Raw genomic sequence first — 17,652 nt, 5'->3', positions numbered from 1 at the left:
TCTGCGATGCGTGCGGTCAGTGCGGTACGTGCGGTACGTGCGGTACGTGGAGCTTCTCGACGGCCTTGGTGGCCGTCTTCTTGAACGCCTTCACCGGGGCGGCCTTGAAACCGCCCATGCGTCCCCAGTCGACGACCGTCACGGTCCGGCCGTCCCGGCCGACCGCGAGGAGACGGACGTCGGTGGCGCCGTAGGACGTCTCGGTGTGCAGGCCGTAGAGGTGGGCGCCCTCCTCCACGGGCAGGGTGCCGTAGTCCTTGAAGGTGACCTTCAGGTCCGGGTCGGCCTTCTCGGTCCGGGCCGCGCAGGACCTGATGTCCTTGTCCAGCCGCGCGACGCGTCCCTTCGCCGCGCCGGTGGTCGAGGACTCGACGCTGACCTGGACGGCGTGCGCGTCGAGGTCGGTGCGGAACTCCCGGTACCAGGAGCCCCGGTCGTCGTTCAGCACCTTCCCCAGGCAGCGGTCCGCCTCCACCGTCTCCGGCAGGCCGGCGGTGACCTTGCCGGCCGTCCAGGACGACGTGAGGTGCGGCGGAAGGTCGGCGGCGGCCAGGAAGCCGGGTGCCTTGGTGGCGGCGCCCGCCGGCTGGGCGAGTGCGGTGCCTGCGGCGAGGCCCGCGGCGGCGAGTGCGACGAGCACACCTGCTCGGGTGCGCTTGGGCATGGGTGTCCCCCGTGAGTGAGTACATGGGTATGGGCTGTCGCCGCGACGCCGGAGGGTCGGTCCGGCCCTGGTCGGTGCGACACCAAGAGCATCGGCCGTCCCGGTGGGCCGGCGCAACGCCCGCCGCCCGTTCGACGGTGGTGGAACCATCCCAGCCCATCTGACGTGCAGGTATATGGAGTGCCTGGGATACGGGGACGCGACGCGACGACGGGGGAACGGTGTCGGCTGGGGACGAGGTCGAGGAGTTCGCGGCACTGCTGCGCCGGCTGAAGGACCGCACGGACCGGAGTTACGGCTCCCTGGCCCGGCGCCTGCACATGAACACCTCCACGCTGCACCGCTACTGCGCGGGAGAGGCGGTACCGCAGGAGTACGCCCCGGTGGAGCGCCTCGCCGCGTTCTGCGAGGCGACACCGGTGGAACGCCTGGAACTGCACCGCCTGTGGCTGCGCGCGGTGGCGGCGCGCCGGCGCCCACGGCCGACGGGGCAGGACGCACCGGAGGAGGCGGAGGGCACGGAGGACGCGGTGGGCTCGGAGGGCACGGCTGCGGCGACGGGACCGACGCCGGTGCCGATGCCGGCGGATGAGCCGACCGCTGCGGAGGACGCCGGTCCGGCGGACGGGGTGGAGCCCGTACCCGGGCCTGCTTCCGGGCCGCGCCCCTGGTACCGGCGGCGGATGCTGGTGTCCGTCGGGGGTGCGTGCGTGCTGCTCGCCTCCCTGGGCGGTCTGTCCAGCACACGCGGGCTCCGCGCGGCATGACGGCGCCCGGGACGACGGCGCCGGGTGCGCCGTGGCGCCCGTCGAAGCCTTCGGCGGGCCCCTCCTCCACCGCGGCCCCCGGTACGCCGTCGCCCGAGGCCGGGAAGAAGTCCGGCGCCTCGCCCTCCGCGGGCGGCGGTGCCGGCGGAACCGGTGAGCGGGCCACCGGGCTTCCCCTCGCCTGGACCGTGGACTCCCAGGTGTGGCAGGGAGGCTGCGGTCACGACTACGTCATCGACAAGCCGCCCGCCGAAGTGCCCCCGCCCCCGGTCCAGCAGGACGCCGGGACCTGGGCGGCGACCCAGGGCGCGGTGCACGGGCGGCAGACCCTGGTGCAGGTCTCCGTGCAGGGGCGCTCGTCGACGGCCGTCGTCCTGGAGGCGCTGCGGGTACGGATCGTCGGCCGGGGGCAGCCCCTGACCGGCAACTCCTACGCGATGGACCAGGGCTGCGGCGGCGAGCTCACGCCCCGCAGCTTCACCGTGAACCTCGACGCCGACCGCCCCGTGGCCCGGCCGGCGGACGGCGCCGACAGCGCACACACGATCCCCGCCGTGCACTTCCCCTACCGTGTCTCCGCCCAGGACCCCGAGGTGCTGCTCGTGGACGCGACGACACGCGCCCACGACGCCCACTGGTACCTCGAACTCGACTGGTCCTCCCAGGGCCGCAAGGGCACGATCCGCATCGACGACCACGGCCGCCCGTTCCGCACGACCGGCATCGCGGACCTGCCGCGCTACTGGTACGGCACGAACGATGCCGGCGAGCGAGCCTGGGTCCCGTACGAGGGTTAGGGCCTGGGCACGTTGCGGAGGTTGGAGCGGGCCATCTGGAGCATGCGGCCCACTCCGCCGTCCAGGACGATCTTCGACGCCGACAGGGCGAACCCGGTCACCATCTCGGCGCTGATCTTCGGTGGGATCGACAGGGCGTTGGGGTCGGTGACGATGTCGACCAGGGCGGGGCCCTTGTGCTTGAAGGCGGACTTCAGGGCCCCGGCGAGGTCCTTGGGCTTCTCCACCCGCACCCCGTGGGCGCCGCACGCGCGGGCCACGGCCGCGAAGTCGGGGTTCTTGTTGGTGGTGCCGTAGGACGGCAGCCCGGCGACCAGCATCTCCAACTCCACCATGCCGAGGGAGGAGTTGTTGAACAGGACGACCTTGACCGGCAGGTCGTACTGGACGAGCGTCAGGAAGTCGCCCATCAGCATGGAGAATCCGCCGTCGCCCGACATCGACACCACCTGCCGGCCGCGGTCGGTGAACTGGGCGCCGATCGCCATCGGCAGGGCGTTCGCCATGGAGCCGTGCGAGAAGGAGCCGATGACCCTGCGGCGGCCGTTGGGCGAGATGTAACGGGCGGCCCAGACGTTGCACATGCCGGTGTCGACGGTGAACACCGCGTCGTCGTCGGCGAGTTCGTCCAGGACGGACGCGACGTACTCGGGGTGGATGGGGACGTGCTTGTCGACCTTGCGGGTGTAGGCCTTGACGACGCCCTCCAGCGCGTCCGCGTGCTTCTTCAGCATCCGGTCGAGGAAGCGGCGGTCGGTCTTCTCCTTCACCCGCGGGATCAGGCAGCGCAGGGTCTCGCGGACGTCGCCCCAGACGGCGAGGTCGAGTTTCGAGCGGCGGCCCAGGTGCTCCGGCCGGACGTCGACCTGGACGATCGTCACGTCGTCCGGCAGGAAGGCGTTGTAGGGGAAGTCGGTGCCGAGCAGGATCAGCAGGTCGCACTCGTGGGTGGCCTCGTAGGCGGCGCCGTAGCCGAGCAGGCCGCTCATTCCGACGTCGTAGGGGTTGTCGTACTGGATCCACTCCTTGCCGCGCAGGGCGTGTCCGACAGGTGACTTGATCTTCCCGGCGAACTCCATGACCTCGGCGTGGGCGCCGGCCGTGCCGCTGCCGCAGAAGAGGGTGACCTTCTCGGCGCGGTCGATCATGTCGGCCAGCTTGTCGATCTCGGCGTCGCCCGGCCGGACGGTGGGCCGGGAGGTCACCAGCGCGCTCTGGGCGGCCCGTTCGGGGGCGGGCTGGTCGGCGATGTCGCCGGGAAGGGAGACGACGGCGACGCCCGAGCGCCCGACGGCGTGCTGGATGGCGGTCTGCAGCAGCCGCGGCATCTGCTGGGGGCTGGAGATGAGCTCGCTGTAGTGGCTGCACTCGCGGAACAGCTGGTCGGGGTGGGTCTCCTGGAAGTAGCCGAGGCCGATCTCGCTGGAGGGGATGTGCGAGGCGAGGGCGAGGACGGGCGCCATGGACCGGTGGGCGTCGTACAGACCGTTGATGAGGTGCAGGTTGCCGGGGCCGCAGGAGCCGGCGCACGCCGCGAGCTTCCCGGTGATCTGGGCCTCGGCGCCGGCCGCGAAGGCGGCGGTCTCCTCGTGGCGGACGTGCACCCAGTCGATGGCGGCGTTGCGCCGCACGGCGTCCACGACGGGGTTGAGACTGTCGCCGACGACGCCGTAGAGGCGCTTGACTCCGGCTCGGACGAGGGTGTCGACGAACTGTTCGGCGACGTTCTGTTTGGCCATGGTGCTGTCTGCCCCTTCGGTCTCCGACAGATCCCTACGGGGTACATGAATTCACAACCGTCCGCGTCACGCCTCCCAAACGGCGGCGGCCGTACGGTCGTCCGCGTATCCCTTGACCCGGACCTGGGTGTCGGCGAGGAACGCGGCGAGCCCCGGCGGCGTCGGACCGGACCACCGGCCCGTCAGATAGCGGCACAGGTCGGGTTCGCCGCGCAGGGGTTCCGCGAGGCCGCCGGTGCACATCAGGAGCGTGTCACCCGGGTGGGCGATGGAGGCGCGGAAGCGGAAGGGTTCCCGGGGCGGCTGCGGGGCGGGTTCGTAGGGGCTGGGGGGCGTCGGGATGCCCAGGTCCATCGTCAGGCGGTCTCCCTCGGGGGTCTCGGCCGGCAGTGAGCCGAAGCCGACGACCGGTTCGCCGGTGACGTCAAAGACGCGGGGTTCGATGTCCTGCCAGTCGCCGTCCCTGAGGCGGAACAGACCGCCGTCCCCGACGCCGAAGAAGACGCGCGTACGGCACTCGGGGTCCGCGGGCAGCAGCAGGCAGCGCAGGCTGGCCGCGTACTCCTCCGGGTCGATGCCCTGTTCGGCCGCGCTGGCGCGGAGTTTGCCGAGGCTGCGGTCGGTGAGGCGGTGAAGGCCGGACTTGAGGTCGCCGCGCCGGCCCGCCCGGATGTCCTCGGCGAGCCGGGCGTGGCTGCGGCCCACGGCCCGGCCGATCCAGTGGCAGGCCTCGGCGGCGGCGCGGTGGGCGCCGGGGGTGGCCCGGGCGCCGGTGGCCATCGCGACGAGGACCAGGGCGTGCTCGGCGGTGCCGAAGCGGGCGGTGAGGAGGGAGTCGCGGCGGGGTTCGCCCCGGTAGCGGGCGGAGTCGCCGCGGACGGAGGCGGCGCGCAGCGTGCAGGCGCCGTAGCGGGCCCCGTCGAGGACGGTGTCGGCGACGAGGTCGTCCAGGTCGTCGGGGTCGGCGGGCGGCAGCGCGGTGGGTTCGGCGTCGTAGGTCGGCGGGCCGGACCCCACGTAGTCGACGGCGGGCGGGGGAAAGGCGGGGAGGTCCAGGTGGGTGGCCGTGCGGGGGACGGGCGGGGGGCCGGAGTCGGGGGTCCCCGGGGCCTGGGTCCCGCGGGTGCCCTGCGGGGGTGCGATGTCGCGCGACGCGGTTCGCGGGGTGCCGTCCCCGTGCGTGAAGGGAGCCGGCCCCGTGGGCGGCGGGGGTGGGGTGTCGCGCGGCACGGATCGCGGGGTGCCGTCCCCGTGCGGGAAGGGCGCGGGTGGGGGGGCCTGTGTGCCGGCCCGCGGGGGGCCGTCCGGTTCCGGGTAGGGGGGCGCCGTGCCGGGTGGCTCCGTGGGCGTCCGGCTGGACGGAGGCTGGTCGGGAGGCGGTGTCTCGGTGCTCCGGGAACGCTGTTGCGGAACCCCCGGGCCCGCCCCGGGATCGCTGTCCTCGCCCCGCTCCCCCGCCCCGGCGTGCACCGCTCCCGCCGCCGAGGCGAACCGGTCGTCCAGCGTGTCGGCGGCGGGGGCGGGCCCCGTGTCCTCGATGGAGTCGTCGTACAGCTGTCCCCACCAGTCGTCGTCGCGCCCGGTGGGCCTTCCCCCCTGCTGACTCATGCCCCTAATTGTCCACCGCCGGGGCCGGATGAAAACGGGGCATCGGGAAAATGCCGCACGGCACGCCGCGTCGAACGGCGTGTCGAGTGAGCCGTCGAACGCGGGTGCGAGGGAAGTCGCCGGGCGGCTCCACCCCCCACGGGAGAGCCGCCCGGCGACCACCGGGGTGACCCGGGCCCGGATCCCCTGCGTGCCGGCGGTGCGCCGACGGCACGCTCACGGGCCCGGATCACGCTGTGGACGACCGGATCACGTCCCGATCCGGTCGGACCCGAACCGAGTGTGACCCGGTTCCCTGGAGCCGAGCTGTGCGTCGGCTCGGGATTCCGCCGCAGGCGGGCGGGGCCGACAGGGTCGTGCCGCCACCTTGGCAAAGTGACGGGCGGTACGGCGCCAACGAGCGGGGCTGGGTGACCCGGGATCGGCCCTGACCGGCGCATGCGGCGCGGCTCGGGCACCCTGGGCTCATGGGAGTGTGGGACCTCGTGCTGGTCGGCCTGGTCCTCCTGCTGGGCCTGTGCGGGGTGCTGGTGCCCGGGGTGCCGGGGTCGTGGCTGGTGTGGGCCGCGATCATGTGGTGGGCGCTGAAGGACCCGCGGCCGCTCGCCTGGTGGGTCCTGGTCGGCACCACGGTCGCGCTGCTGCTCTCCCAGGTCGTGCGCTGGGCGCTGCCGCCGCGACGGCTGCGGGCCGCCGGGGCCACGGCGCGGATGGGCGTGTACGCGGGTGCCGGCGCGTTCCTCGGGTTCCTCCTGTTGCCCGTGCTGGGCGCGATCCCCGGCTTCATGGGCGGCATCTATCTAGGTGAACGCCTGCGTCTGGGCGGGCACGGCGAGGCGATGGCGGCCCTGCGCACCGCGATGCGCTCGGGCGGTTCCAGCGTGCTGGCGGAGCTGTTCACCTGCCTGCTGATCGCCGGGGTGTGGCTGGGCGCGGTGATCCACGGCTGACGGGCCGCGGTGCCGGGCGCTACAGGCATCCTTCCAGGGTGAGCAGGCGCACCTTGCGCTCCAGGCCGCCCGCGTAGCCCGTCAGGGCGCCGTTCGCGCCGATCACCCGGTGGCAGGGCCGCACGATGAGCAGCGGGTTGGCGCCGATCGCGCCTCCGACGGCCCGGACGGCCGCCCGGGGCGCCCCGATCCGCGCGGCGATCTCGCCGTACGTCGTGGTGGCGCCGTAGGGGACGGAGTCCAGGGCGGCCCACACCCGCTCCCGGAACTCGCTTCCCGCCGTGCTGAACGGCAGCCGGAAGTCCTTCAGTTCCCCGGCGAAGTAGGCACCGAGCTGTTCCTCGGCGTCACGGAAGAGGGCCGGTTCGTGCCGCCAGTCCGGCGCCACCTCACGACCGTTCCGCTGCCCGGGCACGGAGAGGGAGGTCAGGGCTCCGGTGGCGTCGGCGGTGATGAGCAGGGCGCCGACGGGGCTGTCGACACGGGTCCACAGGGTGGTCATCGCGGTTCAGTCCAACTCTCCTGCTGCGCGCAGGTGTCGTAGGGCGTACGAGCGCCAGGGGCGCCAGGTGTCGGGCACGTCCGGGCCGGGCGGGGCGACGTCGGGGTCGCCGAGGGCACGGGTGCGGATCGCGGCGACGGTGGAGGGGTCCATGCCGGGCAGGGCGAGGAGGGCGGCGTGCGCCTCGTCGCGGTCGGCGCCCGGATCGAGACGCAGGGCGCCGTCGGCGAGGGCGGCGGTGAGGGCGCCGAGGGTGCCGTCGGGTTCGGCCTCGGCGAGGACGGCCGGTTCGGGGAAGAGGTGGGTGAGGCTGCCGGTGGGCGAGTCGAGGGCCTTGCCGTACCGCCGTACCAGCCGTTCGCTGGCCCGCGGCCCCACCAGGGCCCGTACGGCCGCCTCGTCCGCGTCGGCGGCGCCCGGCGAGCGCAGGCCCGGGCGGGCGGCGACGAGGGGCGCAAGCCGTGGGTCGGCGCCGAGCCGCTCGTCGATCGCGTACGGGTCGGAGTCGAGGTCGAACAGCCTGCGCAGCCGGCCGACGGCGGTGGTGAGGTCGCGCGGGTCGGTCAGCTGCAGGCGGGCCTCCAGCCAGCCGCCGGGGTGCGCGGCGGACGCGGACCCGGACGTGCCCGGCCGTTCGTCGACGGCGACGACGCCCGTGCCGTGCGGGAGGCGGAGGGTGCGGCGGTAGGTGCGGCGGCCGCGCTCCCCGCTCACCTCCTCCACGCCGGGAACGGCCTCCTCGGCGAGCAGGTCGAAGACGGCGCCGGTCCGGTACGGGCCGCGGTGGGCGAGCCGCAGCGGGATTCCCCCCACGGGACGCCGGCCCCGCTGCCGGGGCGCCGCGGCCCGCAGCTCGCTCGGTGTGGAGGCGTAGACCTCGCGGACGGTGTCGTTGAACTGCCGGACGCTGGCGAACCCCGACGCGAACGCGATCTCCGTGATGGGCAGGTCGGTCGTCTGCACCAGCACCCGCGCGGTGTGCGCCCGCTGGGCCCGGGCCAGGGCGACCGGTCCGGCGCCGAGCTCGGCGGTCAGCTGCCGCTGCACCTGGCGGGCGCTGTAGCCGAGCCGCCCGGCGAGCCCGGCGACGCCCTCGCGGTCGACGACGCCGTCCGCGATCAGCCGCATGGCGCGGCCCACCACGTCGGCGCGGGCGTTCCAGTCGGCGGATCCCGGCACGGCGTCCGGGCGGCAGCGGCGGCAGGCCCGGAAGCCGGCGCCCTGGGCCGCGGCGGCCGTGGCGTAGAAGCGGACGTTGCGGCGCTTCGGGGTCACGGCCGGGCAGCTGGGACGGCAGTAGATGCCGGTCGTCTCGACGGCGAAGAAGAACTCGCCGTCGAACCGCGCGTCACGGCTCCGCACCGCCTCGTACCTGGTGTCCTCGTCCATCACGCATCCAGTGTGCGCCGCCCGGAAAGCACAAGGCTGGCGGAAATCAGACACGACACCCACCGGGCGCGGGGTCACCTGAGAACCACGCCCCGCACGGTCATCGACGCCCGGGATGCGCCTGGGACGGCGCCCCGACCGGCCACCGGCCCAGGCGCCGCGGCCCCCGCACGGCCGTCGGCCAGGCGGGGGCCGGTCGGGAGGGGGCACCTGGTTCAGGAACCGCACCCCGCCGGGAAGGGCGCCCCGCGCAGGAACTTCGCCCGGCCCAGGAACTCCACCCCGCTCGGAAAGGACACCCGGTTCAGGAACTCCGCCCCGCCGGGAAGGGCGCCCCGCGCAGGAACTTCGCCCGGCCCAGGAACTCCACCCCGCTCGGGAAGGACACCCGGTTCAGGAACTCCGCCCCGCCGGGAAGGGCGCCCGCCCAGAGAGGACGCCCCGCGCAAGAACGGCGCCCGGTCCAGGAGCTGCGCCCCGCTCGGGAAGGGCACCCGGTTCAGGAACTCCGCCCCGCCCGGGGGACGACGCCCCACCCGGGGAAGGCGCCCCACCCGGGGAAGGCGCCCCACCCGGGGAAGGCGCCCCATCCGGGGAGGGCGCGCCCCGCCCAGTAAGGGCGCCCGGCGCAGAACCGCACCGCGCCCCCTCACATGCGGCGTCCCCTCTTCAGTTCCATGGCCGCCCTGCCCTCCGCGCCCTTGCGCTTCCAGTCTCGGCGGAGTTCCGCGCGGGCTCGGGCGTCGGTCTTGGCCACGATCCACTGGTTCTCGCGGACCAGCTTCCGGTAGCTCTCGAGCCGTCGTACCTGGAGTTCCCCGGCGTCCACGGCCGCGAGTACCGCGCAGCCCGGTTCGGCGCCGTGCGCGCAGTCGTGGAAGCGGCACTGCTGGGCGAGTTCCTCGATCTCGGCGAAGACCTGCCCGACGCCGGTCTCGGCGTCCCACAGGCCGACGCCGCGCAGTCCCGGCGTGTCGATGAGCACTCCCCCGCCGGGCAGGGCGAGCAGGTTGCGGGTGGTCGTCGTGTGGCGCCCCTTGCCGTCGACGTCCCGGATGGCCTTTACGTCCATCACGTCGGCGCCGACGAGGGCGTTCACGAGAGTGGACTTGCCCGCGCCGGACTGGCCGAGCAGCACGGTCGTGCCGTCGCCGACGGCGGCGCGCAGGACGTCGAGTCCGTCGCCGTCCACGGCGCTGACCGTCAGGACGGTCACGCCGGGCGCCGACAGTTCCACGTCCTGGACCAGGTGGGCCCGGGTCACCGCGTCCGGCACGAGGTCGGCCTTGGTGAGGACGACGAGCGGCTGGGCGCCCGACTCCCAGGCCAGCGCGAGGAACCGCTCGATGCGCCCGAGGTCGAGCTCGGCCGCGAGCGACACCGCGACGATGGCGTGGTCGACGTTGGCGGCGAGGATCTGCCCCTCGGACCGCTTGGAGGAGGTGGAGCGCAAGGCGCTCCAGGTAGGCGAGGCCGCCCCAGCCGATCACCCCGCCGGCGAGGGCGGTGGGGAGTCCGCCGCCGTGCGGGCGCAGACAGGCCGCGGCCTCGGCGCAGTCCACGCAGGTGGCGAGGTGGCGCGAGAGGTCGGCGGGGATGTCGGCGCCGGGCGAGCGGGTGACCGCGTCGAGGAGGCGGGCGTAGCTGCGGCAGTTCGCGTCCAGCGGCGTGTCGAGGTGGGCGCGGTGGCAGCGGTCGCGGAACAGGCGGCGTACCTCGGTGAGTTCCTCGCCGACGAGCGCCGGGTCGAGGCCGAGCCGGCGGGCCACCACGGAGTGCGGCAGCGCCTCCACCTCGGCCAGCCACAGCAGGGTCGCGTCCGCGTCCTGCAGATCGCGCAGGGCGCGCAGGGCGAGCGGGCGTTGCAGCGGCGGCCCGGTGTAGCGCGTGGCCTTCTCGGAGTTCAGCCACAGGCGCAGGTCGGGGTCGAGGTCGTCGCCCTGTCCGCTCTCCTCCCAGTCGGCCGCCGTGCTGCGCACGGCGGTCAACAGCAGCGGAATCATGGGCAGTCGGGGTGAGCGGCGGCCGGTGCCTCGGGCCACGGGTCCGCTCTCCGTGTCGCGGACCTCGCGTATACCGAGCGCGAACGCCTCCGAGGCCAGCTGCGTGGCCGCGGTGGCGCCGGCGGTGCACAGGTCGGCGTAGGAAAGCACCGCGTCCCAGCACTCGGAGAACAGCGCGGCCTCGGCGGCGTCCTTCGGGGTCGGCAGGTCGGGCATGGGTCTCCTGCATTGAAAGCGAGGTCAACTCACCATGACGGCAAAGGAGTTGGGGGGAACCTCGCGGCAGGGCAGGAGCCTTTCACGTTTTTCTCACAACTGACAAGCGCTGTGTTCAGTTGTCCTGACAGACCCCTGTGGAACCGCCGCCGGGCCACAACTCCGGCCTCATGTACGCAAGGAGACCACGCTTCGACTCACCGTGCCCAGAGGTTCGCTCACACCTCCGCCGTCTCCTCCGCGCTCTCGTCCGTCGTCTCCCGCGCCGGAAGGCTGTCCATGAAGGAGCTGACGGAGAACACGGCACGGCCGGGTCCGGGCGGGCCGTAACCGGGGGGCGAGGACAGGCCGAAGTCCTCCATGGTCTGCCGGTAGGCCTGCAGCAGCCGGATGTGGTACTCCAGCGGCGCGCCCGCCGGGTTGGCCTTGCCCAGCGGCGTCGTGGGCTCCGGGCACCAGGTGGTGAAGCGGGGCGTGATGCCGTTCGACATGAAGAAGCGCAGGCCCTCGGTGGTCGAGTCGATCGCCTCGTCGACCGTCTTGAACCCGAAGGGCTCGGCCATCTCCACGCCCGCCACGAAGTTGGGGATGACGTTGCGCGCGCCGAAGACGTCCGCCGAGTCCAGAATGCGCCTGTGCCACTCGTCCCGGCCGACGTACCGCTCCTTGCCCGGGCAGTACATCTTGAACAGATACTCGTCCCACACCTCGTAGTTGGGGTGGTAGATCTGCACGCCGTAGTCCTTGAACCGCTGCACGTCGTCCTTGGGCAGCGCCTGTGCGACGACCTTGCCGATCCAGCGGCCCGGGAAGCGCTCCTCGATGGCCTTGGCGTAGTGGCCGTAGAAGTCGGCCTCGTCCCGCCCGGAGACCGTCTTGGTGATCGCGCCGCCGGTGAGCGTGTAGGCGGTGGACGCCTTGGCGGTGTCGTACCGGTCGATGATCTCGAGGGCCTCCAGCACCTCCTCCACGTCCTTGACGCCCGTGTACGGCCGTCCCGCCGCCTTGTGCTGGCGCCAGTTGTGGTTGATGTCGCAGTACTGGCACTCCTCCTTGGCGCCGAAGTACTGGCAGACGCGGAAGACGGTGAGGTAGATCAGGTAGCCCCACTGGATGGTCGGGGCGACCTCCATGACCGACTTCCCGTTGGACAGGGTGTGCCGGTAGTACTCGGGCATGGGCGGCACGCCGACGTCCGAGATGCGGTTCCCGTCGAGGTAGAGGCCGAGCACTCCGTGCTCGTCGGCGGCGACCCGGTACGGCGAGGACGGGTTCACGCGGACGGAGACGACGGTGCGGCGCAGGTCGTAGGGGCCGCCGGTGAGGATGATCTCCTCCGGGGGCCGGCGCAGGGCGGCCTCGCCGAGCTCGGGCAGGGTGCCGTGGTCGAAGGAGAAGATGAAGTACGACTTCGGCTTGACCTCGCCGCCCTCGTTGTCGCTCAGCGCGGAGGGGTCGAAGGCCACACCACCACGCAGCAGGTCCTCTTTGAAGACGGCTTCCCGCGGTACGTGCGGAAACCGCTCCATCAGATCCTCGACCAGTGCGGTACGGCTGCCCATCCCCACTCTCCTCCCGGCTCAGGCGTTCGACTCCCCACCGTATGCCCCCACCCGGCGCTCAGCCGTGGCGGGCCCCCTCACGGCGCGCGATGTGTCCTGGTATCGGCCGGCCGGGCGGCAGCAGCGGGTCGGGCACCGGGGTGCCCCAGGCCGAGGTCAGCGGCAGGACGCCGGCCCACAGGCCCAGCTCGGCGTCGGGGCCGGCGCCGTCGTCGGGGGCCCCGGTGCGGATCTTCACCGAGGCCTGTTCGAGGGAGAGGGCGAGGAGCGTGGTGGCGGCGAGCTCCTTGCGGCTGGGGCGCCGGGCGTACGACCACTGGCCGGGCGCCGCGTGCTCGGTGAGCAGCCGCAGCCCGGTCAGCTTCTCCTCGGGATCGGTGACCTTGCGGGCCTCGCCGTGGATCATGGCGCTGCGGTAGTTGACGCCGTGCTCGAAGACGGAGCGGGCGAGGACCAGCCCGTCCACGTGGGTAACGGTGACGCACACCGGGGTGCCGCCCGCGAGGCTGCGGCTGGCCACCGAACCGTGCAGGTAGAGCTGCCGCTCGTCGCGGCCGTAGACCGTCGGCACCACCAGGGGCCGGCCGTCGACCACCACGCCCAGGTGGCAGACGAACCCGGCGTCTAGGACGGCGTCGAGGTCGGCACGGTCAAGGCTGCCCTGTTCGCGCAGGCGGCGGTGCCGGGTGAGGTCGGTCTCCGGAAGCGATGGGCGCGTCATACGGAGGGACGCTACCGATACCGCGGCTGCAACGCTAGATATGTGCGGATAGCTCTGCCAGGAACCGAATCCGCTACGAAATCCGCAGGCGACCTGCTCAGGCTTCCCGCTCCAGCACCCCCGGGTCCACCGGATGGGCGAGCCCCTCACCCGCGAGCAGACGGGCGGCCTCCTCGGCGACCGTCATGCCGAGGCGGGCGAGCTCGTTGCCCTGGGAACCGGCGAGGTGCGGGGTGACGAAGGCGCCCGGGAGGTCGTAGAAGGGCGAGTCGGCCGGGAGCGGCTCGGGGTCGGTGACGTCGAGGACGGCGTTCAGCCGCCCGGTGCGGACCTCCTCGACGAGGGCGCCGTGGTCGACCAGACCGCCGCGGGCGGTGTTGATCAGGGTCGCCCCGTCGGGCATCAGGGCGAGTTCGCGGCGACCGAGGAGACGGCGGGTCTGCGGGGTGTCGGGGGCGTGGACGGTGACGATGTCCGAGGTGCGCAGCAACTCGTCCAGCGGCAGCAGCGGGACGCCGAGTTCGGCCGCCCGGCCTTCGGTGACGTACGGGTCCGTGAGGCTCACGCGGAGGTCGAAGGGGGCCAGCAGGGCGATCAGGCGGCGGCCGATGCGGGAGGCGCCGATCACGCCGACGCGGCGGCCGTGGTTGCCGATGCCGGGGACGACGCCCCAGCCGTGCCGGCCCCGTTCGGTGCGCAGGTGCTCCCGGGCGGCGAGGACGCCCTTCCCGGCCAGCAGGATCATCGCGAGGGTGTACTCGGCGACCGGGACGGCGTTGGCGTCGGCCGCCGAGGAGACCAGGATGCCGCGCCGCCAGACCTCGGGCGTGGTGAAGCCCTTGACCGAGCCGGCCGCGTGCAGGACGGCCCGCAGCCGGGGCGCCGCGTCGAGGACGGCCGCGTCCAGCGGGGGGCAGCCCCAGCCGGTGACCAGGATCTCGGTGCGGGCGAGCGCCTCGCGCACGGCCGCCGTGGTGAAGTCCTCGGCGATCAGGTCCGGGTCGACGTCCACCGCCTCGCGGAGCCGGGCCAGCACCCGCGGAGGGAAGACGAGCGGCAGATTGCCCGCGGTCATGGCGAACAGGGCCCGGGGACGCTGGGACAAGGGGGTGGCCCTCCGGCTTCGCGAGGAAGTTGTAGAAAACGCTCTCCACGGTAGGCGGCGGCGAATGAGAGGGTCAACGTGCACACACTTCTCGGGAGGGACGGCAGGGATGACGGAGACGGTCACCAACTGGGCGGGCAACATCACCTACACGGCGAAGGAGCTGCACCGCCCCCACTCGCTCGACGCGCTCGGCGCGCTCGTGGCCGGCGGCTCCGCGGTGCGCGTGCTGGGCAGCGGGCACTCCTTCAACGAGATCGCCGAGCCGGGCGCGGACGGCGTCCTGCTCTCGATCGCCGCCCTGCCGCCGGTGATCGACGTGGACACCGCGGCCCGTACGGTACGGGTCTCGGGCGGCGTCCGGTACGCCGAACTGGCGCGCGCGGTTAACGCCCAAGGGCTCGCGCTGCCCAACATGGCGTCCCTGCCGCACATCTCGGTGGCCGGCTCGGTGGCGACCGGCACGCACGGCTCGGGTGTCGGCAACGGCTCGCTGGCGTCGGCGGTGCGCGAGGTCGAGCTCGTCCTGGCGGACGGGTCGACGCTCACCGTGGGGCGGGGCGACGAGCGCTTCGACGGCGCCGTGACCTCGCTGGGCGCCCTGGGCGTCGTCACCGCCCTGACCCTGGACCTCGAACCGTCGTACCGGGTCGAGCAGCACCTGTTCACCGAACTGCCGCTCGCCGGGCTGGACTTCGAGAAGGTCGCGGCGGCCTCGTACAGCGTGAGCCTGTTCACCGACTGGCGGGAGCCGGGCTTCCGCCAGGTGTGGCTGAAGCGGCGCACCGACCAGCCGCTGCCGGACTTCCCGTGGGCGGCGCCCGCCACCGAGAAGCTGCACCCCGTGCCGGGCATGCCGGCGGTCAACTGCACCGAGCAGTTCGGGGTGCCGGGGCCCTGGCACGAGCGACTGCCGCACTTCCGGGCGGAGTTCGTGCCCAGCAGCGGCGCCGAGCTGCAGTCGGAGTACCTGCTGCCCAGGGCACGTGCCCTCGACGCGCTGCACGCCCTGGACGCGATCCGCGCGACGGTCGCGCCCGTGCTGCAGACCTGCGAGGTGCGGACGGTGGCCGCCGACACGCAGTGGCTGAGCCCCGCGTACGGACGCGACACGGTGGCGCTGCACTTCACCTGGATCGAGGACACGGCGGCCGTGCTCCCCGTGGTGCGGCGGGTGGAGGAGGCCCTGGACGGCTTCGACGCGCGGCCGCACTGGGGGAAGGTGTTCACCGTGCCGGCGGCCGTGCTGCGCAGCCGGTATCCGCGGCTGGGCGACTTCCGGGCGCTGGCACGGGAACTGGACCCGGCGGGGAAGTTCAGCAACGCGTTCGTGCGGGACGTCCTGGGAGAGGCTTCGTAAGGCCCATTTTTAAACCCCTTGTCGAATAACTCCCGCGGGTCATAGCCTGGCGCCGCCGGTGGCCGCCGTGGCCCGGCCGGACGTTCTGCGGGGGAAACCGGGTGACGGACACGGAAGTGCGCTCCGGCGCGGCCGGACGGCTGTTCAGCCGGCCGGCCGCGGTCGCGTCCTGCGCCGGGTTCGTCCTCATCGGCATGCTCCAGGCGCTCTTCGGGCCCGCCGTCCCGGGCCTGCGCGAGGAGTTCGGCCTGTCCCCCTCGGGCGCGGGCCTCGGCCTGAGCCTGCACTTCGCGGGCGGCGTGGCCGGCGTCCTCGCCTTCAACGCGATCCACGCCCGGATCAGCAACAGAGCCCTGCTGTACGCGAGTTACGCGCTGATGGCGGTGGGCGCCGCCGGCTTCGCACTCGCCCCGGCCTGGCCGCTCGCGCTGGCCGCCGCCTTCCTCGGCGGCCTGGGCTTCGGCGGCATCGACTACGGCCTCAACCAGCTGTTCGCGGTCGGCTTCGGCCACCGCTCCACGGCCATGCTGAACGTCCTCAACGCCCATTTCGGCATCGGGGCGGTCCTGGGGCCGGCGGTGGTGGCGTGGGCCGGCCCCGGCGACTACGCGTACGCCTTCGGCGGTTGTGCCCTCCTCGCCGGAGCGCTGGCGCTGTGCACGAGTGGCGTGCGCACGCACCCCGCCGAACCGGAGGAACCGAAGGCCGGGTCGCCCGTCCTGTCCCGTGTCCTGCTCGGCTTCCTCGTCCTGTACGTCCTCAACGTCGCCGTCGAGGCGGGCGTCGGCGGCTGGGAGCCCACCCATCTGGAGACCGTCGGCTACAGCGCCACCGTGGCCGCCTCGGCGACGTCCGTGTACTGGCTGATGCTGACCGCGGGCCGGTTCCTCGTCGTGCCGATCGCCCTGCGACACTCCCCCGAACGCATCCTCGCCCTGTGCGCGGCCGGCATGACGGCGTGCCTGCTGCTGTCGCTGGTGGCGGGGGCGGCGCCGGTGGCGTACGCGGGCGTCGGGTTGTTCATCGCGCCGGTCTTCCCGACCGGGCTGCCCTGGCTGAACAGGGCCCTTCCCCAGGCCAGGCGCGCCGGCGCCTGGGTCATCGCCGCGTCGATGATCGGCGGAGTGGCGGCTCCCCCACTGCTGGGAGCGGGTATCGAGGCCTCGGGCATCCACGCGGTCCCCTGGCTGCTCGCCCTGCTCTCCGCCGCCTCGCTCGTGGCGACCGCGTGGTTGATCCGACTCACCCGGAGGTCCGTCGATTGAGCGGCAGCATCGAGGTGCGGGGCCTGTCCCGCGCCTTCCGTTCCACCGTCCGCCGTCCCGGTTTCGCCGGGGCGCTCAGATCCCTGGTCGACCCCGAGCGGGTCACCAAGCACGCCGTCAGCGACATCACCTTCGACGTGGCCCCGGGCGAACTCCTCGCCCTGCTCGGCCCGAACGGCGCCGGCAAGTCCACCACCATCAAGATCCTCACCGGCATCCTCACCCCGACCGCGGGCGAGGCCAGGGTCGCGGGCGTCGTCCCCTACCAGGAGCGGGAGCGCAACGCCCGCAACATCGGCGCGGTTTTCGGGCAGCGCACCCAGTTGTGGTGGGACCTGCCGGTGCGGGAGTCGTTCGCGATCCTGCGCGACATCTACGAGGTGCCACGGGCCGAACACGCGGCCCGGTTAAGGGAGTTCGACGACCTGCTGGAGCTGTCGGCGTTCTGGGACACCCGGGTGCGGCATCTCTCCCTGGGCCAGCGGGTGCGCTGCGACCTGGCCGCCGCGCTGCTGCACGACCCTCCGGTGGTCTTCCTGGACGAGCCGACCATCGGCATGGACGTGGTGGTCAAGGAACAGGTGCGGGAGTTCCTGCGGCACCAGGTCGAACAGCGCGGCCGTACCGTCCTGTTGACCACGCACGACATGACGGAGGTGGAGCGGCTCGCCGAACGGGTCGTGCTCGTCAACCACGGCCGGCTCGTCCTGGACGGCACCCTCGACGAGATCCGCCGCACCTACGGCTCGACGTGGCAGGTGCGGGTCACGCTCGCCGACGCCCACACCGACGTCGTACCGCCGCCGGGCATCGCGCTGCTCGGGAGGGACGGCCCGCGGGCCGTGTTCGGCCCGGACGGCCCCGGCGCGCCGACCGTCCACCAAGCCCTCAAGGCGGTCATCGAGCGGTACGAGGTGACGGACGTCGCCATCGACGAGGCGGACCTGGAGGACGTGATGCGGGCCGCCTACGTCCACGCCGGACCCGCCGCCGAGGAGACCTGA

The 17,652-nt window shown here is 73.3% G+C and carries 12 protein-coding genes and 3 pseudogenes; 5 read left to right on the top strand and 10 right to left on the bottom strand.

Annotation, left to right across the window (positions count from 1 at the left end):
- Window positions 1-16: 16 nt before the first annotated feature.
- On the bottom strand, window positions 17-664 hold the full coding sequence (locus tag LN251_RS24660) for a hypothetical protein (RefSeq protein ID WP_458246289.1): 648 nt from the start codon (window positions 662-664) through the stop codon (window positions 17-19).
- A 180-nt stretch (window positions 665-844) separates the two neighbouring features.
- Here LN251_RS24660 and LN251_RS24655 point away from each other — a divergent pair.
- A pseudogene (locus LN251_RS24655) lies at window positions 845-2,228 on the top strand (helix-turn-helix domain-containing protein).
- On the opposite strand, the gene LN251_RS24650 reads toward LN251_RS24655, so the two are convergent.
- Both LN251_RS24650 and LN251_RS24645 read right to left on the bottom strand, forming a co-directional pair.
- Window positions 2,225-3,967: a pyruvate dehydrogenase gene (locus LN251_RS24650; protein WP_458246288.1), complete on the bottom strand. Its 1,743-nt coding sequence runs from the start codon at window positions 3,965-3,967 to the stop codon at window positions 2,225-2,227. The pseudogene LN251_RS24655 and the gene LN251_RS24650 overlap by 4 nt on opposite strands.
- Before the next feature lie 66 nt (window positions 3,968-4,033).
- Window positions 4,034-5,575: a protein phosphatase 2C domain-containing protein gene (locus tag LN251_RS24645; protein ID WP_458246287.1), complete on the bottom strand. Its 1,542-nt coding sequence runs from the start codon at window positions 5,573-5,575 to the stop codon at window positions 4,034-4,036.
- Between the two features lie 467 nt (window positions 5,576-6,042).
- Between LN251_RS24645 and LN251_RS24640 the strand changes: the two genes are divergently transcribed.
- Complete coding sequence (locus LN251_RS24640) at window positions 6,043-6,525, top strand: DUF456 domain-containing protein (RefSeq protein WP_458246286.1); 483 nt, start codon at window positions 6,043-6,045, stop codon at window positions 6,523-6,525.
- Window positions 6,526-6,544: 19 nt separating this feature from the next.
- Here the strand turns inward: LN251_RS24640 and LN251_RS24635 are convergent, their stop codons facing one another.
- The 7 genes and pseudogenes from LN251_RS24635 to LN251_RS24605 all read right to left on the bottom strand — a co-directional run bounded on the left by LN251_RS24635 (window position 6,545) and on the right by LN251_RS24605 (window position 14,023).
- Window positions 6,545-7,027, bottom strand: a complete 483-nt coding sequence (locus LN251_RS24635) for a methylated-DNA--[protein]-cysteine S-methyltransferase (protein ID WP_458246285.1) — start codon at window positions 7,025-7,027, stop codon at window positions 6,545-6,547.
- A 6-nt stretch (window positions 7,028-7,033) separates the two neighbouring features.
- Complete coding sequence (locus tag LN251_RS24630) at window positions 7,034-8,416, bottom strand: DNA-3-methyladenine glycosylase 2 family protein (RefSeq protein WP_458246789.1); 1,383 nt, start codon at window positions 8,414-8,416, stop codon at window positions 7,034-7,036.
- A gap of 649 nt (window positions 8,417-9,065) precedes the next feature.
- Window positions 9,066-9,869: pseudogene (gene rsgA / locus LN251_RS24625) on the bottom strand (ribosome small subunit-dependent GTPase A); the annotation flags it as partial.
- Window position 9,870: 1 nt separating this feature from the next.
- A pseudogene (locus LN251_RS24620) lies at window positions 9,871-10,635 on the bottom strand (cellulose-binding protein); the annotation flags it as partial.
- Window positions 10,636-10,853: 218 nt separating this feature from the next.
- A complete protein-coding gene (locus tag LN251_RS24615; protein ID WP_458246284.1) occupies window positions 10,854-12,197 on the bottom strand; it encodes a radical SAM protein in 1,344 nt (447 codons plus the stop codon).
- Between the two features lie 58 nt (window positions 12,198-12,255).
- Window positions 12,256-12,918 carry a pyridoxamine 5'-phosphate oxidase family protein gene (locus LN251_RS24610; protein ID WP_458246283.1) on the bottom strand — a complete coding sequence of 221 codons (663 nt, stop codon included), beginning with the start codon at window positions 12,916-12,918 and terminating at the stop codon, window positions 12,256-12,258.
- A gap of 97 nt (window positions 12,919-13,015) precedes the next feature.
- Window positions 13,016-14,023 (bottom strand): hydroxyacid dehydrogenase, encoded by a 1,008-nt coding sequence (locus LN251_RS24605; RefSeq protein ID WP_458246282.1) that lies wholly within the window; start codon window positions 14,021-14,023, stop codon window positions 13,016-13,018.
- 109 nt (window positions 14,024-14,132) lie between these two features.
- Here LN251_RS24605 and LN251_RS24600 point away from each other — a divergent pair, with 109 nt between their 5' ends.
- The 3 genes from LN251_RS24600 (at window position 14,133) to LN251_RS24590 (ending at window position 17,652) form a co-directional block, all read left to right on the top strand.
- Window positions 14,133-15,383 (top strand): FAD-binding protein, encoded by a 1,251-nt coding sequence (locus LN251_RS24600; RefSeq protein WP_458246281.1) that lies wholly within the window; start codon window positions 14,133-14,135, stop codon window positions 15,381-15,383.
- A 101-nt stretch (window positions 15,384-15,484) separates the two neighbouring features.
- The gene (locus LN251_RS24595; RefSeq protein WP_458246280.1) at window positions 15,485-16,648 is read left to right on the top strand and encodes an MFS transporter; all 1,164 of its coding nucleotides are present in this window, start codon (window positions 15,485-15,487) and stop codon (window positions 16,646-16,648) included.
- The gene (locus LN251_RS24590; RefSeq protein WP_458246279.1) at window positions 16,645-17,652 is read left to right on the top strand and encodes an ABC transporter ATP-binding protein; all 1,008 of its coding nucleotides are present in this window, start codon (window positions 16,645-16,647) and stop codon (window positions 17,650-17,652) included. The genes LN251_RS24595 and LN251_RS24590 overlap by 4 nt, the downstream gene beginning before the upstream one ends.

This window comes from Streptomyces sp. MAI_2237, from assembly GCF_054189285.1.
This window is presented reverse-complemented; position numbering and strand designations above follow the sequence as displayed.